This window comes from Nocardioides sp. dk884 (genome assembly GCF_009557055.1).
In the GTDB taxonomy this organism is placed as follows: domain Bacteria; phylum Actinomycetota; class Actinomycetes; order Propionibacteriales; family Nocardioidaceae; genus Nocardioides.
Genome location: NZ_CP045649.1, coordinates 1,346,025 through 1,361,925, shown reverse-complemented (window position 1 = coordinate 1,361,925; position 15,901 = coordinate 1,346,025). Strand labels below are relative to the sequence as shown.

Below are 15,901 nucleotides of genomic sequence, written 5' to 3'. Positions count from 1 at the left end.
TCGTGTACGTCTCGCTTACTCAGCGAGGCTACTCCGCGAATCCCATGATCTGAGATTCGATTCTCAATATTTGAGACGCTCGTCGGTCACATCGGGGTCGTCTTCCGCTGCGTGAGGGCAGGAACGTCAGCAACTTGCATCCCACTTTCTGAGACGGCAGTATTGGCATATGGACACTTCCAGCGGCGTGGGCGTGCTTGACAAGGCAGCCCTCGTGCTCACTGCCCTCGAGTCGGGACCCGCCACCCTCGCCGGCCTGGTGGGTGCCACCGGCCTGGCCCGCCCCACCGCCCACCGCCTCGCGGTGGCCCTCGAGCACCACCGCCTGGTGGCCCGCGACATGCAGGGCCGCTTCGTGCTGGGCCCGCGCCTGTCCGAGCTGTCCGCCGCCGCCGGCGAGGACCGCCTGTTGGCCACCGCCGGCCCGGTGCTGGCCCGGCTGCGCGACATCACCGGCGAGTCCGCCCAGCTGTGGCGCCGCCAGGGCGAGCACCGCGTCTGCGTCGCCGCCGCCGAGCGCCCCAGCGGTCTGCGCGACACCATCCCGGTCGGCTCGCAGCTCACCATGCGCGCCGGTTCGGCAGCCCAGGTGCTGCTGGCCTGGGAGGACCCCGAGCGCATGCACCGCGGCCTGCAGAACGCCGCGTTCTCCGCCGCCGCCCTCTCCGGCATCCGCCGGCGCGGCTGGGCGCAGTCGGTCGGCGAGCGCGAGCAGGGCGTCGCGTCGGTCTCGGCCCCGGTGCGCTCCCCCAGCGGCAAGATCATCGCCGCGGTGTCGGTCTCGGGCCCGCTCGAGCGGCTCTCGCGCCAGCCCGGGCGCATGCACGCCCCGGCCGTGCTCGCCGCCGCCGAGCGGCTCTCGGAGTCGCTGCGTCGCGCCGCCGCCGAGGGCTGAGCACCGCTTCAGAACAGCACCGCGTCATCGGTCCGCTCCAGGTCGAGGAGCAGCTGCTTGCGCGGCAGCCCCCCGGCGTACCCGGTGAGGGTGCCGTTGGCGCCGATCACCCGGTGGCACGGCACGACGATCGGGATCGGGTTGCGCCCGTTGGCCAGCCCGACCGCGCGCGAGGCGCCGGGGACCAGGCCGAGGCGTCGCGCGATCTCGCCGTAGCTCGCGGTGCGTCCCCACGGGATCGCCCGCAGCTCGGCCCACACGCGCTGCTGGAACTCGGTGCCGTGCGGCGCCAGGGGCAGGTCGAAGTCGTGCAGGTCGCCGGCGAAGTACGCCGCGAGCTGGCGGGCGGTCTCGCGCAGCACCGGGACGTCGTCGGCGCGCGGTCCGGCGGGGCCGGGCTCGCGGAACGGCGTGAACTCGATGGCGCACAGGGCGCCGTCCTGCTCGACGAGCCGCAGCTCGCCGATGGGGCTCTCGATGGTGGTCCACATGGTCAGGCCTCCCGGCGGATCGGGGCGGGGTGGATCGAGTCGGGGTGGATCGAGTCGGGGCGGGGCATCAGGGTGTCCCACAGGTGCAGCAGCGCGTACGAGCGCCAAGGGCGCCACCGCTCGGCGGCGGCCAGCACGGTGCCGGGGTCGTGGCCCAGGCCCACCAGCGCGTTGCGGACGCCGACATCGCTGGCCAGCATCACGTCGGGGTCGCCGAGCGCGCGCAGCGCGACGTAGTCGGCCGTCCACGGCCCGATCCCGGGCAGCGCGAGCAGTGCGCGGCGTACGTCGTCGCGGTCGGCACCACGGTCGAGCGCCGGGCTCCCGGCGGCGAGGGCGGCGGCCAGGCCGGCGAGCGCGCGCCCGCGGGAGCGCGGCATCGGTAGGGTCTCGGGGTCCACGTCGGCGAGGTCCACCGCGCGGGGGAACAGGTGGGTCAGTCCGGGCACGCCGGTCTCGACGCGACGCCCATGGGTCGCGACCAGTCGGCCGGTGACCGTGCAGGCACCCGCGACGCTGACCTGCTGGCCGATGACGGTGCGCACCGCGAGCTCGTCACCGTCGACCTGGCCGGACACCCGCAGGCCGGGCGTTCGGCGCACGAGCGGCCCGATCAGCGGGTCACCGGCGAAGTGCTCGTCCACGGCCACCGGGTCGCAGTCACCGTCGACCAGGCGGCGGGCCCGCTCGGTCGCCGCGGAGACGTCGCGCAGGTCGGTGAGGCTCAAGGTGAGCGGGACGAAGGCCGTCACCCCGGCTTGCGGCTCGTCGTCGAGGTCGAGGCGCAGGGTGCCCGGCCCGTGCGGCAGGTCGAGGGTGCGTGCATAGCTGCCGCTGCCGTCCGGCCCGGTGCTGGCCACCTCGATGCCGGGGATCAGGTGGTGCGCCAGGAACGCCAGCAGCGCGCGCCCGGCGAACGGGGCCCGCACCGCGAGACGCAGGGTCACGGTGCCGGTCGCGGGACGACCGCCGCGGCGCCCCCGCAGCTCGGTGGGGCTGGCGGCGTACACCTCACGGACCGTGTCGTTGAACTGCCGCACGCTGGCGAAGCCGGCCGCGAACGCGACGTCGCTGAACGGCAGGTCGGTGGTGTCCACCAGCACCCGGGCGGTCTGCGCGCGCCGGGCGCGGGCGAGCGCGAGCGGTCCGGCGCCGAGCTCGGCGAGCAGGATGCGACCGAGGTGACGCGGGGTGTAGCCGACGCGGCGCGCCAGGCCCTCCACTCCCTCGCGATCGACGACCCCGTCGGCGATCAGGCGCATCGCCCGGCCGGCCACGCTGGCCGCGACGTCCCAGTCGGGACTGCCGGGGGTGGCGTCGGGCAGGCAGCGCTTGCAGGCGCGGTAGCCGGCCGCCTGCGCGGCGGCGGCGGTCGGGTGGAAGGTGACGTTGCCGAACGCCGGCGTGCGGGCCGGACAGCTGGGACGGCAGTAGATCCCGGTGGTGCGCACGGCGGTGTAGAAGGTGCCGTCGAAGCGCCGGTCGCGCGACTTCACCGCGCGGTAGCAGGACTCGCGGTCCAGCAGGCTCGGCGTCGTCATGGCTCCATCATCCCTCCCCCCGCACAGCGGACTCCGGCGGGAATCGGACACGGCTGCCCGGGGCCCGTCTGCGCGAACGGCGGCCACCGGCACCACCGGGGTGTCAGCATGGACATGTGCCCGAGACCGCGAGCCCGACGCCGCCGCACCGCCGTACCGTGCTCCGCGTCGTCCTGGTCACCCAGCTCGTGCTCGCGCTGCTCACGGCGCTCGTGGTGACGGTGGCCTACCAGCGCATCGACGGGCGCATCGAGGCCGGTGAGGAGATCCCGCACCAGGTGCGCAAGAAGAAGCACACCGGCCCGAAGCCGCCGCTCAACATCTTGGTGATGGGCATCGACGAGCGCGACTGCGAGGGCTGCGGGATCGACACCGAGGGCGGCGCCGGCGGCTCCGACGTCAGCATCCTGCTCCATGTGTCCGCGGACCGGCGCTCGGCGTACGGCGTGAGCCTGCCGCGCGACGCCATGGTCGCCCGTCCCGACTGCGCGTCGCCGGACGGGATGGTCGCGGGCGAGGACCCGGCGATGTTCAACACGGCGTACGCCGTCGGCGGGCCGTTGTGCGCGGTGCAGACCGTGGAGAGCCTGACCGGTCTGTACATCGACCACTACCTGGTGCTGGAGTTCGGCGGCTTCGTCGACATGGTCGACGCGGTGGGAGGGGTCACCGTGTGCCTGCCCAAGGCCGTGAACGACCCGAAGCACAACATCTTCCTCGACGCCGGCACCCAGGAGCTCGACGGCCGCGACTCGCTCAACTACGTGCGCGAGCGCAGCCAGCTCTCGGTCACCGGCGACATCGGCCGGATGAAGCGCCAGCAGGCGTTCATCGCCTCGCTGCTCAACCGGGTGCTGTCCGCGGGCACGCTGGCCCAGCCCACGCGGGTCTACGACTTCCTCACCGCGGTCGCCGACTCGATCCGGGTCGACGAAGGCCTCGACAGCCTGCGCAAGCTCACCGACATGGCGCTGGAGTTCCGCCACACCGATCTGGGCGAGATCCGCTTCGTGACGGTGCCCTTCGAGGAGTACCCGCCCGACGACAACCGGCTGCAGTGGGCGCCCGAGGCCGACAAGCTGTGGCAGCGCATCGCCGCCGACGAGCCGCTGGGCCGCGAGTTCGCCGACGACAGCATCAGCGCCGCCGACCCGCCCGACGGCTCCCCCGCGGTCGGCGGCCCCTCGGGCGGGCCCTCGGCGCCGGCTGGTCCGCGCGAGGGCGAGGAGGCACGCCGCGCCCAGGCCCTCGCCAACGGCCTCTGCGCCTGACCCCGATGCCGGGGGGCCCTCAGACGACGACGAGCTTGGTTCCGTCGAGCGCGTGGTCGGCCATCGCGACGCGCTGGATCGCGGGGTCGTCGTAGGTGTTCCAGTAGTACGTCCGGGTCCGCGCCGAGTAGAGCCCGGTGTAGATGGTCTTCTCGAACTCGCCGTCGCCCATGGCTGCGCTGCCGTCCACCATCGCCACCTGCTGGAGGGTGTGGAACGCCCTGCTGACGTTCTCCTCCTCGCTCGTCTTGTCCGGGTAGTGCGCGTTGACGTACGCCGCACGCACGAACCGGGACGGCGAGTAGTAGTCCCCGGGGATCCCTCGCATGTGCGACCCCGAGCCGAACGGACCCAGGTGCGCCCGCCCGAGCACGATCTCCTCGGGGAAGTCGGGCGAGGTGTTGAGGTAGTTGCGCAGGTTCTCGTGGTGCCAGGAGAAGCCAGGCTGGTTGGCGAGGACGTCGAGGTCGTCGTCGAAGACCTGCAGGCCCTCGTCCGTGTGCTCCACCACGATGGCGCGCGTCGCGTCACCGATGATCCAGTGCAGCAGCGAGCTCGGGTACTTCTCGTTGATGGGCTCATCGACGATGACGACGTCGGCGAGTGCGGCCTCGACCTCCTCGACGCTGGCGAACTGGGAGGCCACCCAGAGCGGGAACTCGAACGCCGCGACGTTCGTGGCACCCTCGACCGGCTCCGGCGCGTAGCGCGCGTAGCCCGGGAAGTTGAGGCCCGCCACGGCCAGGCCGGCGTCGTTGCCGCAGTCGAAGTACAGCGGCGTGTCCTCCTCCACGATCCCCATGCCGATGACGGCGTGCTGGATGCGCGGCACCGCGCCGAACGGTGAGTTCGTCTCGTATGCGGTGGGTGTCACCACCACTCGCTCGCCGTAGCCGAACGTCCAGTCGAGGTTGCGTGCGAGATAGAAGTTGCTGCTTGCGTCGGAGAACCTGATGCTCGTGCACATGTCGTTGCCCCTGCCTGCGGGGCAGAGCTGCGACGGCCTCAGGTGACAGTCGCGCCGGCCTCGCTCGTCCGGTGCCCTCGGCCCGACGGGCCTCGGTGGTTGTCCTGTGCAGGTAACCCCGGGGTGACGAGCGACACCTCCGACGTCGCGCGGATGCGGAAATGCCGAAGGGCCCGGATCCTTGCGGATCCGGGCCCTTCGCTCGACGTACCCCCGACCGGATTCGAACCGGCGCTACCGCCTTGAGAGGGCGACGTGCTAGGCCGCTACACAACGGGGGCTTGCCTTGTCATCCTCGATCAATCCTTGCGGATCTCTCTCGGCCTGACTCGCAGAACTTTATCGCTTTCGCAGTTCTGCTTCAAAATCGTGACCGTGTGGTCTCGATCTCGCTGGGATACTAGGACTCGAACCTAGACTAACTGAACCAGAATCAGTCGTGCTGCCAATTACACCATATCCCACTGTCTTACCAGTGTTTGTGTCCCTCCGCTGCGCGGCTGGGCACGATCGGAAACATTACACACGGGTGTCCGACGGTGCCAAAACGGGGGGCTCGGTGACGGTCCGCAGGCCGAGCAGACGGGCGGCGCCGACGCTCAGCAGCAGGAACGACACCGACTGGGTCAGCGTGGTCGCGAGGCTCCACCAGCTGCCGCCGGTGGGGTTGAGCACGCCGGTGATGTCGCCGAACGCGAGCGCCAGGCCGAAGGCGAAGAAGTTGTTGAGCACGTGCATCGCGATGCCGGCCTCCAGCCCGCCGGTGAGGATCACCAGCACCCCGGCGACCAGACCGAACGCGAACCGGTCCACGAAGATCTGCGGGTCCTGGGCACCGTGCGCGAGCGCGAACAGCAGCGCCGGACCGACCACGGCGAGCCAGCGCGAGGCGATCAGGCCGCCGAAGGCCTGGGTCAGGTAGCCGCGGAAGACGTACTCCTCCCCCGCCGCCTGCAGCGGGGTGAGCAGCAGCACGATCAGCACGAAGTCGCGCGTGGTCGTCGTCCAGTCGTTGACCTCGGTGCTGACCTCGCCGGTATCACCGGCCGCGGGCAGTACGGCGGCCACCATGAGCGTCAGCACCAGCGCGAGGAGCGCCAGGCCGAGGCAGAGCAGCAGCCACCGCCAGCGGATCCGGGGCGCCACGGAGGCCAGCCATCCCGGGCGCTGGCGGTGGAAGGCCCAGGCGACCAGCCAGGTGGCCGGGATCATCAGCGCGATGGAGGCGTTGAGGTAGCCCAGCGCCAACGGCGTCAGGTCGTCGGTGTCGAGCATCCGGTCGACCGAGTCCGCGACGTCGGCGCCGGTGAGTCCCAGACCCACGGTGAAGGCCAGGAGCGCCACGACCGGCGCCACCACCACGAAGAACCCGCCGAGCACGAGGACGCCCGCGAGCGGACGCCACCATGCCCAGCGGGTCGCCCGCTGGAGGCGGTGATACTCCAGCGGCTCGCTCATCCTCGGCGCCTCAGGCGAGCGCGCTCTGGAGACGACCCAGGCCGCGCTCGCGACCGAGCAGCTCGAGGGACTCGAACAGCGGCGGGGAGACCCGGCGTCCGGTCACCGCGACGCGCACGGGGCCGAAGGCGTGGCGGGGCTTCAGGCCCATCCGCTCGACCAGCGTGGCCTGGAGGGCCTCCTGGATCGCGGCGGTCGACCACTCCTCGAGCCCGGCGAGCGCGTCGTACGACGCCTGCACGACCGCGCGACCGGACTCGTCGAGCAGCTTGGCGACGTCGGCCTCGTCGCGCACGAAGTCCGCCTCGGCGACGAAGAGGAACCCGAGCATCGCCGGGGCCTCGGCGAGCTTGTTGATCCGCTCGCCGACCAGCGGCATCGCCAGCTCGAGCAGCTGGGCGTCGGCGTCGCTGACCGGGTCGGAGACCACGCCGGCGTCCTTGAGGAACGGCAGCGCGCGGTCGGTGATCTCCTCGATCGGGAGCAGGCGCATGTGCGCGGCGTTGATCGCGTCGGCCTTCTTGAGGTCGAAGCGCGCCGGGTTGGGGTTCACGTCGGCGATGTCGAAGGCCTCGACCATCTCCTCGAGGGTGAAGATGTCGCGGTCGGCGGCGATCGACCAGCCGAGCAGCGCGAGGTAGTTGAGCAGGCCCTCGGGCAGGAAGCCCGCGTCGCGGTAGCCGAGCAGGTTGGCCTCGGGGTCGCGCTTGGAGAGCTTCTTGTTGCCCTCGCCCATCACGTAGGGCAGGTGGCCGAAGGCCGGCGTCTCGGTGGCGACGCCGATCTCCTTGAGCGCCTCGAAGAGCGCGATCTGCCGCGGCGTGGAGGACAGCAGGTCCTCCCCGCGCAGCACGTGGGTGATCTCCATCGTCGCGTCGTCGACCGGTGCGGTCAGCGTGTAGAGCGGGTCGCCGTTCGCGCGGGCCAGCGCGAAGTCGGGGACGAACTCGGTCTGGAAGGAGACCTCGCCGCGCACCAGGTCGGTGAAGCTGATCTCGCCGTCGGGCATCCGGAACCGCACGACGCTCTGGCGGCCCTCGGCCTCGAACGCCGCGCGCTGCTCGGCGGAGAGCTCGCGGCAGAAGCCGTCGTACCCCAGCACCTTGGAGCCGGACTCCTTGCGGCGCGCGGTGACCTCCTCGGTGGTGCAGAAGCAGTCGTAGGTGCGCGAGGAGCCGCGCAGCTTGGCCAGCACGTCGGCGTAGATGTCGGTGCGCTCGGACTGGCGGTAGGGACCGTGCGGGCCGCCGACGACGACGCCCTCGTCCCAGTCCAGGCCCAGCCAGCGCATGACCTCGATGAGCGCCTCGTAGGACTCCTCGGTGTTGCGCTCCTTGTCGGTGTCCTCGATGCGGAAGACGAAGGTGCCGCCGTGGTGCCGGGCGAAGGCCCAGTTGTAGAGCGCGGTGCGGGCGAGGCCGACGTGCGGGCTGCCGGTGGGGGACGGCGCCATCCGCACGCGGACGGGGCGGTCGGGGGTCTGGGTGCTCAACGCTGTGCCACCTTGTTCGTGAGAGAGCCGAGTCCGGCGATCGAGATCTCGATCTCGTCGCCGGGCTCCATGGGACCGACACCCTCCGGGGTGCCGGTGAGGATGACGTCGCCGGGGAGCAGCGTCATGATGCTGGAGACGTGCGCCACCAGCGTGGGGATGTCGAAGACCATGTCGGCGGTCGAGCCGTCCTGCACCAGGTCCCCGTTGAGGAAGGTCTGCACCGTGCGACCGGCCGCGAAGTCGGCCGGGTCGAGGTCGGTCTCGATCCACGGCCCGAGCGGGCAGAAGGTGTCGAAGCCCTTCGCGCGGGTGAAGTGCCCGTCGCGGCGCTGCAGGTCGCGCGCGGTGACGTCGTTGGCGATCGTGTAGCCGTGGATGACGTCGGTGGCCTTCTCGACCGGCACGTCGCGACAGATCCGGCCGATGACCACGGCGAGCTCGCCCTCGTAGTGCAGGTCCTCGCACTGGGCGGGGCGCTGGATGGCGTCCCCCGGCCCGATCACGCTGGTGTTGGGCTTGAGGAACATCAGCGGCTCGCTCGGCAGCTCGTTGCCGAGCTCCGCGGCGTGGGCGGCGTAGTTGCGCCCGATGCCGATCACCTTGCTGCGCGGGAGCACCGGCGCCAGCAGCCGCACGTCGGCGAGGCGGTACTCCCTCTCCAGCGGCTTGAGCCCGACGTACAGGGGGTCGCCCGCGAGGGCCACCACCACGCTGTCCTCGTCGGGCTGCCCGAAGTCGTCGAGCTCTCCTGACACCACTCCGTAGAGCGGGTCCTCACCAGTGGTGAACCTTGCGATGCGCACCCCCTGACCCTATCGAGCCTGGCGAGATCTGGCCTGGTGGGTCGTGAGGCGTGCGCGCGTGGTCGCGGCGGCGGGCCGTCCTTCGACGACCCGCCGCCGCGCGCCAGATCCGTCCGGGATCAGTTCGGGCTGAGCCACCTCTCGCGGGCCTCGCGGTCGGCTTCTGTCTCCCAGCCGGTGTGGCCGAGGTCGAAGAAGTCGTTGCCGTCGAGCTCCTCGATCTCGTCGGTGGCCATCGCGTCCATGATGCCGCCCAGGCCGTTCTCCACCGCCTGGATGAAGATCTTCATGCCCTTCTGGCCGAAGTCGTCGGCCTGGCCGCGCACCTCGAAGAGGACGGTGGGAGAGCCGTTGAGCGCGAACGCGGAGCGGCCCTGGCCGGCGTACTCACGCTCTTCGAAGTGCACGTAGCGGCCAACGGCGGCCAGCGGCGACTGGTCGTTGACGACGGCGTCCTGCATGCCGTTGGCGGCTGCCAGTGCGTACCGGCGCGACATCTCCTGGTCCAGGAGCGGCCACTCGGCCTCGTAGGCCTCGCCGTCGTTCGGGCCGAGCGGCGGGTAGTCGAGCTCGACCGAGACCAGCTTGCCGTCCTGCGGACCACCCACCAGACGGCCGCACGGACCGGCGTGGTGCAGGTCGACGACGACCGGCGGGGTGTCGAACTCCTCGCGCAGGCTGAGGTAGGTGTCACGGATGGCCTGGGACTCCGGTGAGAGGTAGAAGCCGGCACCCACCTGCTCACCGGGAAGGTCCTGCGGGCGCGGCTGGTAGTCCAGCTGCGGGTGGAAGTCGCGGTTGAGGTCGAAACCGGTGGGGGTCAGCCGGGTGGAGAAGTACCAGGCCGGAGGAGCGCCCTCGAGCTGCGGGAACTGGTCGACGACCTGGTCCCAGGTGATCACGTTCTGACGACGGTTGAGCTCGCCGCCGTCGGGGTTGACCATCGGGAGCGCGACCAGCGTGATGTTGCGCAGGATCTGCTTGGTGGCGCGGTTGTTCTTGGTGCCGAGCTCACGCAGGATGTTCAGCAGCGCCTCCGTGCCGGTGCGCTCGTTGCCGTGGATGGCACTTTGGACCATCAGCACCTGGTCGCCGAAGCCGACCCGCGCCGACCACATCGCGGTGCCGTTGACGGTCTCGCCGTACTTCTTGACCTGGACGCGGCCGAGGCTCTTGCGCCGGATGGCGCTCAGCTCGCGCCCCAGCTCGTTGTGGAAGGTCCACCGGTTGGTGGGCGGGTCGTCGGTGGTCTGGCAGCCGGGTCGGTCCCGCTTGGCTGCGGACTGCACCTCGGCAGCCGATCCGGTGCCGGCGAGAAGGGTCACGGTGAGGGTGCCGGCGACAAGCGTCGCCCACATGGCACGCCCAGCGCATCTGGCCCGAGAAACTCGATGCATGGGGGGTCCTTTTGTCCGAGTGGCTCGACGGGACGCGCCACGCGAGCGCGCGGCCGGACCACATGGGATGTGCTCTTTACTTTCCATCGCAAGCTATGGCGGCCCCTTGCCCCCGTCAACGAATACGGGCGGGTAGCTTCGTCGGCCCGCGCACGGCCGGCGCGGAGAGCGCCTCAGGGGCTCGACGAACCCGGGAGGGACAGCGCCTAACCTCGACCCGTGACGACATTGGCCCGCTTGGAGTGGCAGACGCGCGCCGCGGCGCACGCGGCGCGGGTCGACGCGTTCCTCGCACCCCACCTCGCCCGTCGCGAGAAGGCGGTCAAGCACCCCGTCCACGACTTCCTCTTCACCTACTACTCCCACCGCCCGGCGCAGCTGCGCCGCTGGCACCCGGGGTACGGCGTACGCCTCGCGGACGCTCCGGAGTACGACGGCCTGAAGGGGTACGCCGACGGAGCGGTCACCGACGCGCACGTGGCCGCCCAGCGCCCGCTGCTGGAGTCGCTGCGCGCGCTGCTGGGCGCGACGGCGGCGCGGCCGGCGAGCTTCGGCTGCTTCGGGCTGCACGAGTGGGCGATGGTCTACCGCCAGACCCAGGAGCAGACCCGGCACAACGCCTGGCCGCTGCGCCTCGGCGCCGCGGGCACCGACGAGGTCGTGGAGTCGCACAAGATCGCGTGCAGCCACTTCGACGCGTTCCGGTTCTTCACCGAGCCGGCGCGCCCGCTCAACGCGCTCGCCCCGACCAGCCGCGACCGGGTCGACTTCGAGCAGCCGGGCTGCCTGCACGCCGGGATGGATCTCTACAAGCACGCCTTCCGGCTCACCCCGATGATCAGCTCCGACCTGGTCGCGGACTGCTTCGAGCTCGCCCGCGACATCCGGGTGCTGGACATGCGCGCCGCGCCGTACGACCTCACCGGGCTCAGCGACCACGACGGCTCGCCGTTCACCCCCGTGCGCATCGAGACCCCCGAGGGCAAGGCCGAGTACGTCGCGCACCAGCGCGCCTTCGCCGAGCGCGGCGCCGCGTTGCGTGCCGCCCTGCTCGCGGAGTGCGAGCGGCTGCTGGCGGTCCCCGCCGCGCTGTGACGCGGGCTCAGGCCAGCAGGGTTAGGCCAGCCACGAGGCGTAGAAGATCCCCAGGCCGGACGCTACGAAGATCGCCGCGATGATCCAGAAGCGGATCACGACGGTGACCTCGTCCCATCCCAGATGCTCGAAGTGATGGTGGATGGGAGCGATGCGGAAGATCCGCCGTCCCGTGCCCGTGAGCCGCCGGGTCAGCTTGAAGTAGCCCATCTGCAGGAGCACGCACGCCGTCTCGAACACGAACAGCCCGGCGATGAGGACCATCAGGATCTCGGTGCGGGACATGATCGCCAGCCCGGCCAGGGCACCGCCGATCGCGAGGGAGCCGACGTCGCCCATCATGATCTTCGCGGGCTTGGCGTTCCACCACAGGAAGCCGACGCAGGCCGCCGCGATGGCGGCCGCGAAGACCGCGAGGTCGAGCGGATCGCGCACCTCATAGCAGCTCGCCTCCACCACGGTGGGCCGTGTGGAGCCGCACAGCTGGTTGTTCTGCCAGATGTTCACGACCGCGTAGGCGCCGAGGATCAACGCCGAGGCACCGGCGAGCAACCCGTCCGCGCCATCGGTGAGGTTGGCACCGTTGGAGCTCGCGGTGACGATGAACCAGATCCACACCAGCGCCACGACCAGGGGCAGCTTGATCCCCACGTCGTGGGTGGTGGAGATGTACTGCGACGCCGGGTTCACGCCGCGCTCGTCGGCGAAGAGCTGCGTGGCCAGGATCCCGAAGACGACCGCGACGAGCGTCTGCCCGGCCATCTTCGCCCGGCTGCTCAGGCCCTGGTTGTGCTGGGTACGGACCTTGATGAAGTCGTCGAGGAAGCCGACCGCCCCGCACCCGAGGAACAGCAGCATCAGCAGCCAGGCGCTCGCGCTGGGCGACCCGCGGGTCGCGAGGGTCACCGTCAGGTACGCCGCGGTGGCCGCCAGCAGGATGACGACGCCGCCCATGGTCGGCGTACCGCGCTTGAGGTGGTGCGTCGTCGGCCCGTCGGCCCGGATCGGCTGACCGAAGCCGCGCCGGGTGAACCACCCGATCGCGACTCGGGTCCCGAGCAGCGAGAGGAGCACCGCGAGGGCGCTGCCCAGCAGTACTGCCCGCACGAGGTGCAGCCCCTCTCGGCCATCGGGTGGTCGATCCCTTGTGTCGAGAGCGAGCCGTCTCGCCGGAGACTATGACGCCACAGGCCGGCGATTCGGGAGCCACCCGCCGGAGCGTGGCGCGGCCTAGACCGCACCGTTGGCGCCGACTCGCCGAGGGGGCTGAGAGGGTGGCGGGTGTGGGAGAGGAACGGTGGCCGGGGCACGCGGTGCTGCAGGTGCCGGTGCCGGCACTGGAGGGGTTCGTGCGGGCGCGGACCCGCCACCACGACCCGGCGTACCTCTCCCCCGACGCCGACCACGTGCACGCCCACGTTACCGTGCTCGGGCCGCTGCCCGGGGACGGTGAGGGCGTGGACCCGGAGACGGCCGCCCTGGTCGCCGAGGCGGTCGCCGCTGTCGCGCCGTTCGACTACCGGCTGACCCGGATCGCGACCTTCCCCGACGGGATCATCCACCTCGTCCCGGAGCCCGACGACGGGTTCCGGGCGCTGACCGCGCGACTGGTCGAGGCGTTCCCGCAGTTCCCGCCGTACGCCGGCAGGTTCGGCCGCCTCGCGGACCTGCAGCCGCACCTCACCCTCGACCTGCGCACCGACGAGCGCGGCGACCCGGCGGAGAGGGTGACCGAGGAGAGCACCCGCGCCCTGCTCGACACGTTCCTCGACCGGCCCCTGCCGCTCGCCTGTCGCGCGGAGCGGGTCGACCTGGCGTGGTACGAGCAGCACCGCTGCCGCACGCTCGCCTCGTGGCAGCTCGGCGGCCGGGCCCAGCTGTGATGACCTAGCGTCGCGCGGCCTCGCGCACGCGCACGCCGATCCCGTCCACCACGATCGCCAGTCCCAGCGCGAAGTCCGAGGCCGGGCGCGGGTCGTCGGCGATCGCGCCGGCGCTGCCCGCCTGGAGGTGGGTCTGCTCATCGAGGGTGTGCCCGAGCACGAAGTGCAGCAGCGTGTCCGCCGCCGTCGCCGCCAGCGCCGGGTCCAGCCCGGCCTGCGCCAGCGAGTCGCGCAGGGCGTCGTACGGACCGGTGGCCCCCAGGCCGAACGCCCGCACGGTCGCCACCAGCTCGGCGCCGTCGCGGTAGGCCAGCAGCGCCTCGCGCAGCCCGGCGCAGATCGAGGTCACCCGCGCGTCCCACTCACCCGCCGCGACCGGGCGGGCACCGCGGGCGAGCAGCTCGTCGGCGACCGCGGCGAGCAGCGACTGCTTGTCGGCGAAGTGGTGGTAGAGCGCGCTCGGGCGCACCCCCAGCTCAGCGCCGAGGCGCCGCATCGTCAGGTCGGCCAGGCCGTAGCGGTCCAGCACGTCGAACGCCCGGTCGATCACGTCCTGGCGGTGGTTGCGCATCCGCACGTCCTCCCTGCTCGGCACGAGGATGACGGGACCGTCGTTGACCCCGCGCTCCGAGGAGCCTAACCTGAACGCCGTTCACCTGACCACCGTTCAGGTCCGCTTGCCGGAAGAGGTCCCATGAGCACCACCGCTGCCCGCCGCCTCACCCCCGCCGACCTGGCGCTGGTGGCGGCCTTCGCCGCGCTGATCGCCGTGTGCGCGCTGCTGCCGGCGCTCAAGGTCGGCGCCGGGCTGGTCCCGATCACCCTGCAGACCTTCGCGGTGCTGCTCGCCGGCGCCCTGCTCGGGCCATGGCGCGGGTTCCTCGCCGTCTGCCTCTACCTCGCCGTCGGTGCCGCCGGGATGCCGGTCTTCTCCGGAGGCGCTGCGGGACTGGCGGTGCTGCAGGGGCCGACCGCGGGCTACCTGGTCGGCTTCCCGCTCGCCGCGGGGATGTGCGGGCTGCTGGTCAGCCGGCTGCTGCCGCGCCGCGCGAGCCGGGCCGGCGTACCGCTGGTCTTCCTGGGCGGCCTGCTCAGCAGCGCGCTGTGCATCCACACCCTCGGGATGGCCGGGCTGGTCTGGCGCGCCGACATGACCTGGGCGCAGGCCTGGGACGTCGACAAGGTGTTCTGGATCGGCGACGTCGTCAAGAACGCCTGCATGGCGCTGGTCGCCACCGCTGTGCACCGTGCCTTCCCCGACCTGCTGCCCCGCCGCTCGCCCGTCCGCGCGCGTCGTACCCCGGCCGCCGCGTGAGCGTCCGGCTGGACCGCGTCAGCGTCACCGTCCCGGGCCCCGACGGGCCGCTGACCATCCTCGAGGAGACCACCCTCGACCTCACCGAGCGGCGGATCGCGCTGATCGGGCCCAACGGCTCGGGCAAGTCCACGCTCGCCCGGCTGGTCAACGGCCTCGTCACCGCCACCACCGGCACGGTCACCGTCGAGGGCCTCGACGTCGCCGCCCAGGGCCGGGAGGTACGCCGCCGCGTGGGGTTCGTCTTCACCGACCCGGCGGCGCAGCTGGTGATGCCGACGGCGGTGGAGGACGTCGCGCTCTCGCTGCGGCGCACCCACCGGGGGCGCACCGCGCGCCAGCGGGCCGCGCTCGAGGTGCTCGAGCGGCACGGTCTCGGCGACCTCGCCGACCGCAGCGTGCACGCCCTGTCCGGGGGCCAGCGCCAGCTGTTGGCGCTGGCCGGCGTACTGGCGACCGGGCCGTCGGTGCTGGTCGCCGACGAGCCGACCACCCTGCTCGACCTGCGCAACTCCCGCCACGTCGCGGACCTGCTGTTCGGCCTCGAGCAGCAGCTGGTGCTGGTGACCCACGACCTCGAGCTGGCGGCACGCTGCGAGCGGGCGCTGGTCGTCGACGGCGGCAAGATCGTCCACGACGGTCCCGGACCGGAGTCGGTCGCGCGCTACCGGGCGATGGCGTGAGCGACCCGCTGCTCGGGGACTACCGGCCCGGCACCAGCGTGCTGCACCGGCTGCCGGCCGGCGCCAAGCTGCTCGCCCTGGCGGTGGGCGGCGTGGTGGTCGCGCTGCGCTCCCCGGCGATCGGGCTGGTCGCGCTCGCGGTCTCCCTGGTCCTGGTCGCGCTGTCCGGGATGGAGCTGCGCCGCACGCTGCGCGCGCTGCGTCGGATCGTGGTGGTCGTGGTCCTGCTCGGTGCGTTCTCGGTGTGGCAGCACGGCTGGTGGCGCGCGATCGAGTCGGTCGCCGACCTGGTCGCGCTGGTGCTGGCCGCCACCGTGCTCACCGCGACCACCGCCGTCGACGAGCTGCTCGACACCCTCACCCGGCTGCTGCGCCCGCTGCGCCGCCTCGGGGTGGACCCGGGGCTGGTGGCACTGGCCTTCTCGCTGACCCTCCGAGCGATCCCGACCACCCTGGAGATCGCCCGCGAGACCCGACAGGCGGCGATCGCCCGCGGCCTCCAGCGCGACCCACGCGCCCTGCTCACCCCGCTGGTGATCCGGGTGGTCGCCCAGGCCCGCAGCACCGGCCAGGCGCTCCAGGCTCGCGGGATCGGCGAGGACTGAGG

The 15,901-nt window shown here is 72.0% G+C and carries 16 protein-coding genes and 2 tRNA genes; 7 read left to right on the top strand and 11 right to left on the bottom strand.

What is annotated here, in order from left to right:
* The first annotated feature begins 169 nt into the window (after positions 1 to 169).
* On the top strand, positions 170 to 895 hold the full coding sequence (locus GFH29_RS06610; RefSeq protein ID WP_153322594.1) for an IclR family transcriptional regulator: 726 nt from the start codon (positions 170 to 172) through the stop codon (positions 893 to 895).
* An 8-nt stretch (positions 896 to 903) separates the two neighbouring features.
* Here the strand turns inward: GFH29_RS06610 and GFH29_RS06605 are convergent, their stop codons facing one another.
* Both GFH29_RS06605 and GFH29_RS06600 read right to left on the bottom strand, forming a co-directional pair.
* Positions 904 to 1,386, bottom strand: a complete 483-nt coding sequence (locus GFH29_RS06605) for a methylated-DNA--[protein]-cysteine S-methyltransferase (RefSeq protein WP_153322593.1) — start codon at positions 1,384 to 1,386, stop codon at positions 904 to 906.
* Between the two features lie 2 nt (positions 1,387 to 1,388).
* A complete protein-coding gene (locus GFH29_RS06600) occupies positions 1,389 to 2,927 on the bottom strand; it encodes an Ada metal-binding domain-containing protein (RefSeq protein WP_153322592.1) in 1,539 nt (512 codons plus the stop codon).
* A gap of 116 nt (positions 2,928 to 3,043) precedes the next feature.
* On the opposite strand from GFH29_RS06600, the gene GFH29_RS06595 reads away from it, so the two are divergent.
* The gene (locus GFH29_RS06595) at positions 3,044 to 4,198 is read left to right on the top strand and encodes an LCP family protein (RefSeq protein WP_153322591.1); all 1,155 of its coding nucleotides are present in this window, start codon (positions 3,044 to 3,046) and stop codon (positions 4,196 to 4,198) included.
* Between the two features lie 19 nt (positions 4,199 to 4,217).
* Here GFH29_RS06595 and bsh read toward each other — a convergent pair whose 3' ends face one another.
* The 7 genes from bsh to GFH29_RS06560 form a co-directional block, all read right to left on the bottom strand.
* The gene (bsh, locus tag GFH29_RS06590) at positions 4,218 to 5,165 is read right to left on the bottom strand and encodes a choloylglycine hydrolase (protein ID WP_153322590.1); all 948 of its coding nucleotides are present in this window, start codon (positions 5,163 to 5,165) and stop codon (positions 4,218 to 4,220) included.
* A gap of 208 nt (positions 5,166 to 5,373) precedes the next feature.
* Positions 5,374 to 5,446 (bottom strand) — tRNA-Glu (locus GFH29_RS06585).
* 111 nt (positions 5,447 to 5,557) lie between these two features.
* Positions 5,558 to 5,629 (bottom strand) — tRNA-Gln (locus tag GFH29_RS06580).
* Between the two features lie 55 nt (positions 5,630 to 5,684).
* Entirely contained in the window at positions 5,685 to 6,623 is a 939-nt protein-coding gene (locus GFH29_RS06575; RefSeq protein ID WP_153322589.1) for a CPBP family intramembrane glutamic endopeptidase, read from the bottom strand.
* A 10-nt stretch (positions 6,624 to 6,633) separates the two neighbouring features.
* A complete protein-coding gene (gene gltX, locus GFH29_RS06570; protein ID WP_228387878.1) occupies positions 6,634 to 8,076 on the bottom strand; it encodes a glutamate--tRNA ligase in 1,443 nt (480 codons plus the stop codon).
* A 35-nt stretch (positions 8,077 to 8,111) separates the two neighbouring features.
* Positions 8,112 to 8,921, bottom strand: a complete 810-nt coding sequence (locus GFH29_RS06565) for a fumarylacetoacetate hydrolase family protein (protein ID WP_153322587.1) — start codon at positions 8,919 to 8,921, stop codon at positions 8,112 to 8,114.
* Between the two features lie 119 nt (positions 8,922 to 9,040).
* Positions 9,041 to 10,279 (bottom strand): M14 family zinc carboxypeptidase, encoded by a 1,239-nt coding sequence (locus GFH29_RS06560; protein ID WP_228387809.1) that lies wholly within the window; start codon positions 10,277 to 10,279, stop codon positions 9,041 to 9,043.
* A 258-nt stretch (positions 10,280 to 10,537) separates the two neighbouring features.
* On the opposite strand from GFH29_RS06560, the gene GFH29_RS06555 reads away from it, so the two are divergent.
* Entirely contained in the window at positions 10,538 to 11,413 is an 876-nt protein-coding gene (locus GFH29_RS06555; protein WP_153322585.1) for a 3-methyladenine DNA glycosylase, read from the top strand.
* Between the two features lie 21 nt (positions 11,414 to 11,434).
* Here the strand turns inward: GFH29_RS06555 and mraY are convergent, their stop codons facing one another.
* A complete protein-coding gene (gene mraY, locus GFH29_RS06550) occupies positions 11,435 to 12,520 on the bottom strand; it encodes a phospho-N-acetylmuramoyl-pentapeptide-transferase (RefSeq protein ID WP_153322584.1) in 1,086 nt (361 codons plus the stop codon).
* Positions 12,521 to 12,696: 176 nt separating this feature from the next.
* Here mraY and GFH29_RS06545 point away from each other — a divergent pair, with 176 nt between their 5' ends.
* Positions 12,697 to 13,296 (top strand): 2'-5' RNA ligase family protein, encoded by a 600-nt coding sequence (locus GFH29_RS06545; RefSeq protein ID WP_228387808.1) that lies wholly within the window; start codon positions 12,697 to 12,699, stop codon positions 13,294 to 13,296.
* A 4-nt stretch (positions 13,297 to 13,300) separates the two neighbouring features.
* On the opposite strand, the gene GFH29_RS06540 is transcribed toward GFH29_RS06545, so the two are convergent.
* A complete protein-coding gene (locus GFH29_RS06540) occupies positions 13,301 to 13,891 on the bottom strand; it encodes a TetR/AcrR family transcriptional regulator C-terminal domain-containing protein (protein WP_228387807.1) in 591 nt (196 codons plus the stop codon).
* 99 nt (positions 13,892 to 13,990) lie between these two features.
* Between GFH29_RS06540 and GFH29_RS06535 the strand changes: the two genes are divergently transcribed.
* From GFH29_RS06535 to GFH29_RS06525, 3 genes are read left to right on the top strand one after another with little or no spacing between them, the layout of a single operon-like run.
* Entirely contained in the window at positions 13,991 to 14,611 is a 621-nt protein-coding gene (locus tag GFH29_RS06535) for a biotin transporter BioY (RefSeq protein WP_153322582.1), read from the top strand.
* Entirely contained in the window at positions 14,608 to 15,294 is a 687-nt protein-coding gene (locus tag GFH29_RS06530) for an energy-coupling factor ABC transporter ATP-binding protein (RefSeq protein ID WP_153322581.1), read from the top strand. Before GFH29_RS06535 ends, GFH29_RS06530 begins: the two co-directional genes overlap by 4 nt.
* Positions 15,291 to 15,899, top strand: a complete 609-nt coding sequence (locus GFH29_RS06525; protein WP_153322580.1) for a CbiQ family ECF transporter T component — start codon at positions 15,291 to 15,293, stop codon at positions 15,897 to 15,899. The genes GFH29_RS06530 and GFH29_RS06525 overlap by 4 nt, the downstream gene beginning before the upstream one ends.
* Positions 15,900 to 15,901: the final 2 nt, after the last annotated feature.

What these genes read in the sequence shown, in the direction of transcription:
- bsh (WP_153322590.1), bottom strand. Translation starts at nt 5,165, where the DNA reads ATGTGCACGAGCATCAGGTTCTCCGACGCAAGCAGCAACTTCTATCTC.
- GFH29_RS06560 (WP_228387809.1), bottom strand. Translation starts at nt 10,279, where the DNA reads ATGTGGGCGACGCTTGTCGCCGGCACCCTCACCGTGACCCTTCTCGCC.
- gltX (WP_228387878.1), bottom strand. Translation starts at nt 8,076, where the DNA reads ATGGCGCCGTCCCCCACCGGCAGCCCGCACGTCGGCCTCGCCCGCACC.
- GFH29_RS06610 (WP_153322594.1), top strand. Translation starts at nt 170, where the DNA reads ATGGACACTTCCAGCGGCGTGGGCGTGCTTGACAAGGCAGCCCTCGTG.
- GFH29_RS06600 (WP_153322592.1), bottom strand. Translation starts at nt 2,927, where the DNA reads ATGACGACGCCGAGCCTGCTGGACCGCGAGTCCTGCTACCGCGCGGTG.
- GFH29_RS06535 (WP_153322582.1), top strand. Translation starts at nt 13,991, where the DNA reads ATGAGCACCACCGCTGCCCGCCGCCTCACCCCCGCCGACCTGGCGCTG.
- GFH29_RS06605 (WP_153322593.1), bottom strand. Translation starts at nt 1,386, where the DNA reads ATGTGGACCACCATCGAGAGCCCCATCGGCGAGCTGCGGCTCGTCGAG.
- GFH29_RS06575 (WP_153322589.1), bottom strand. Translation starts at nt 6,623, where the DNA reads ATGAGCGAGCCGCTGGAGTATCACCGCCTCCAGCGGGCGACCCGCTGG.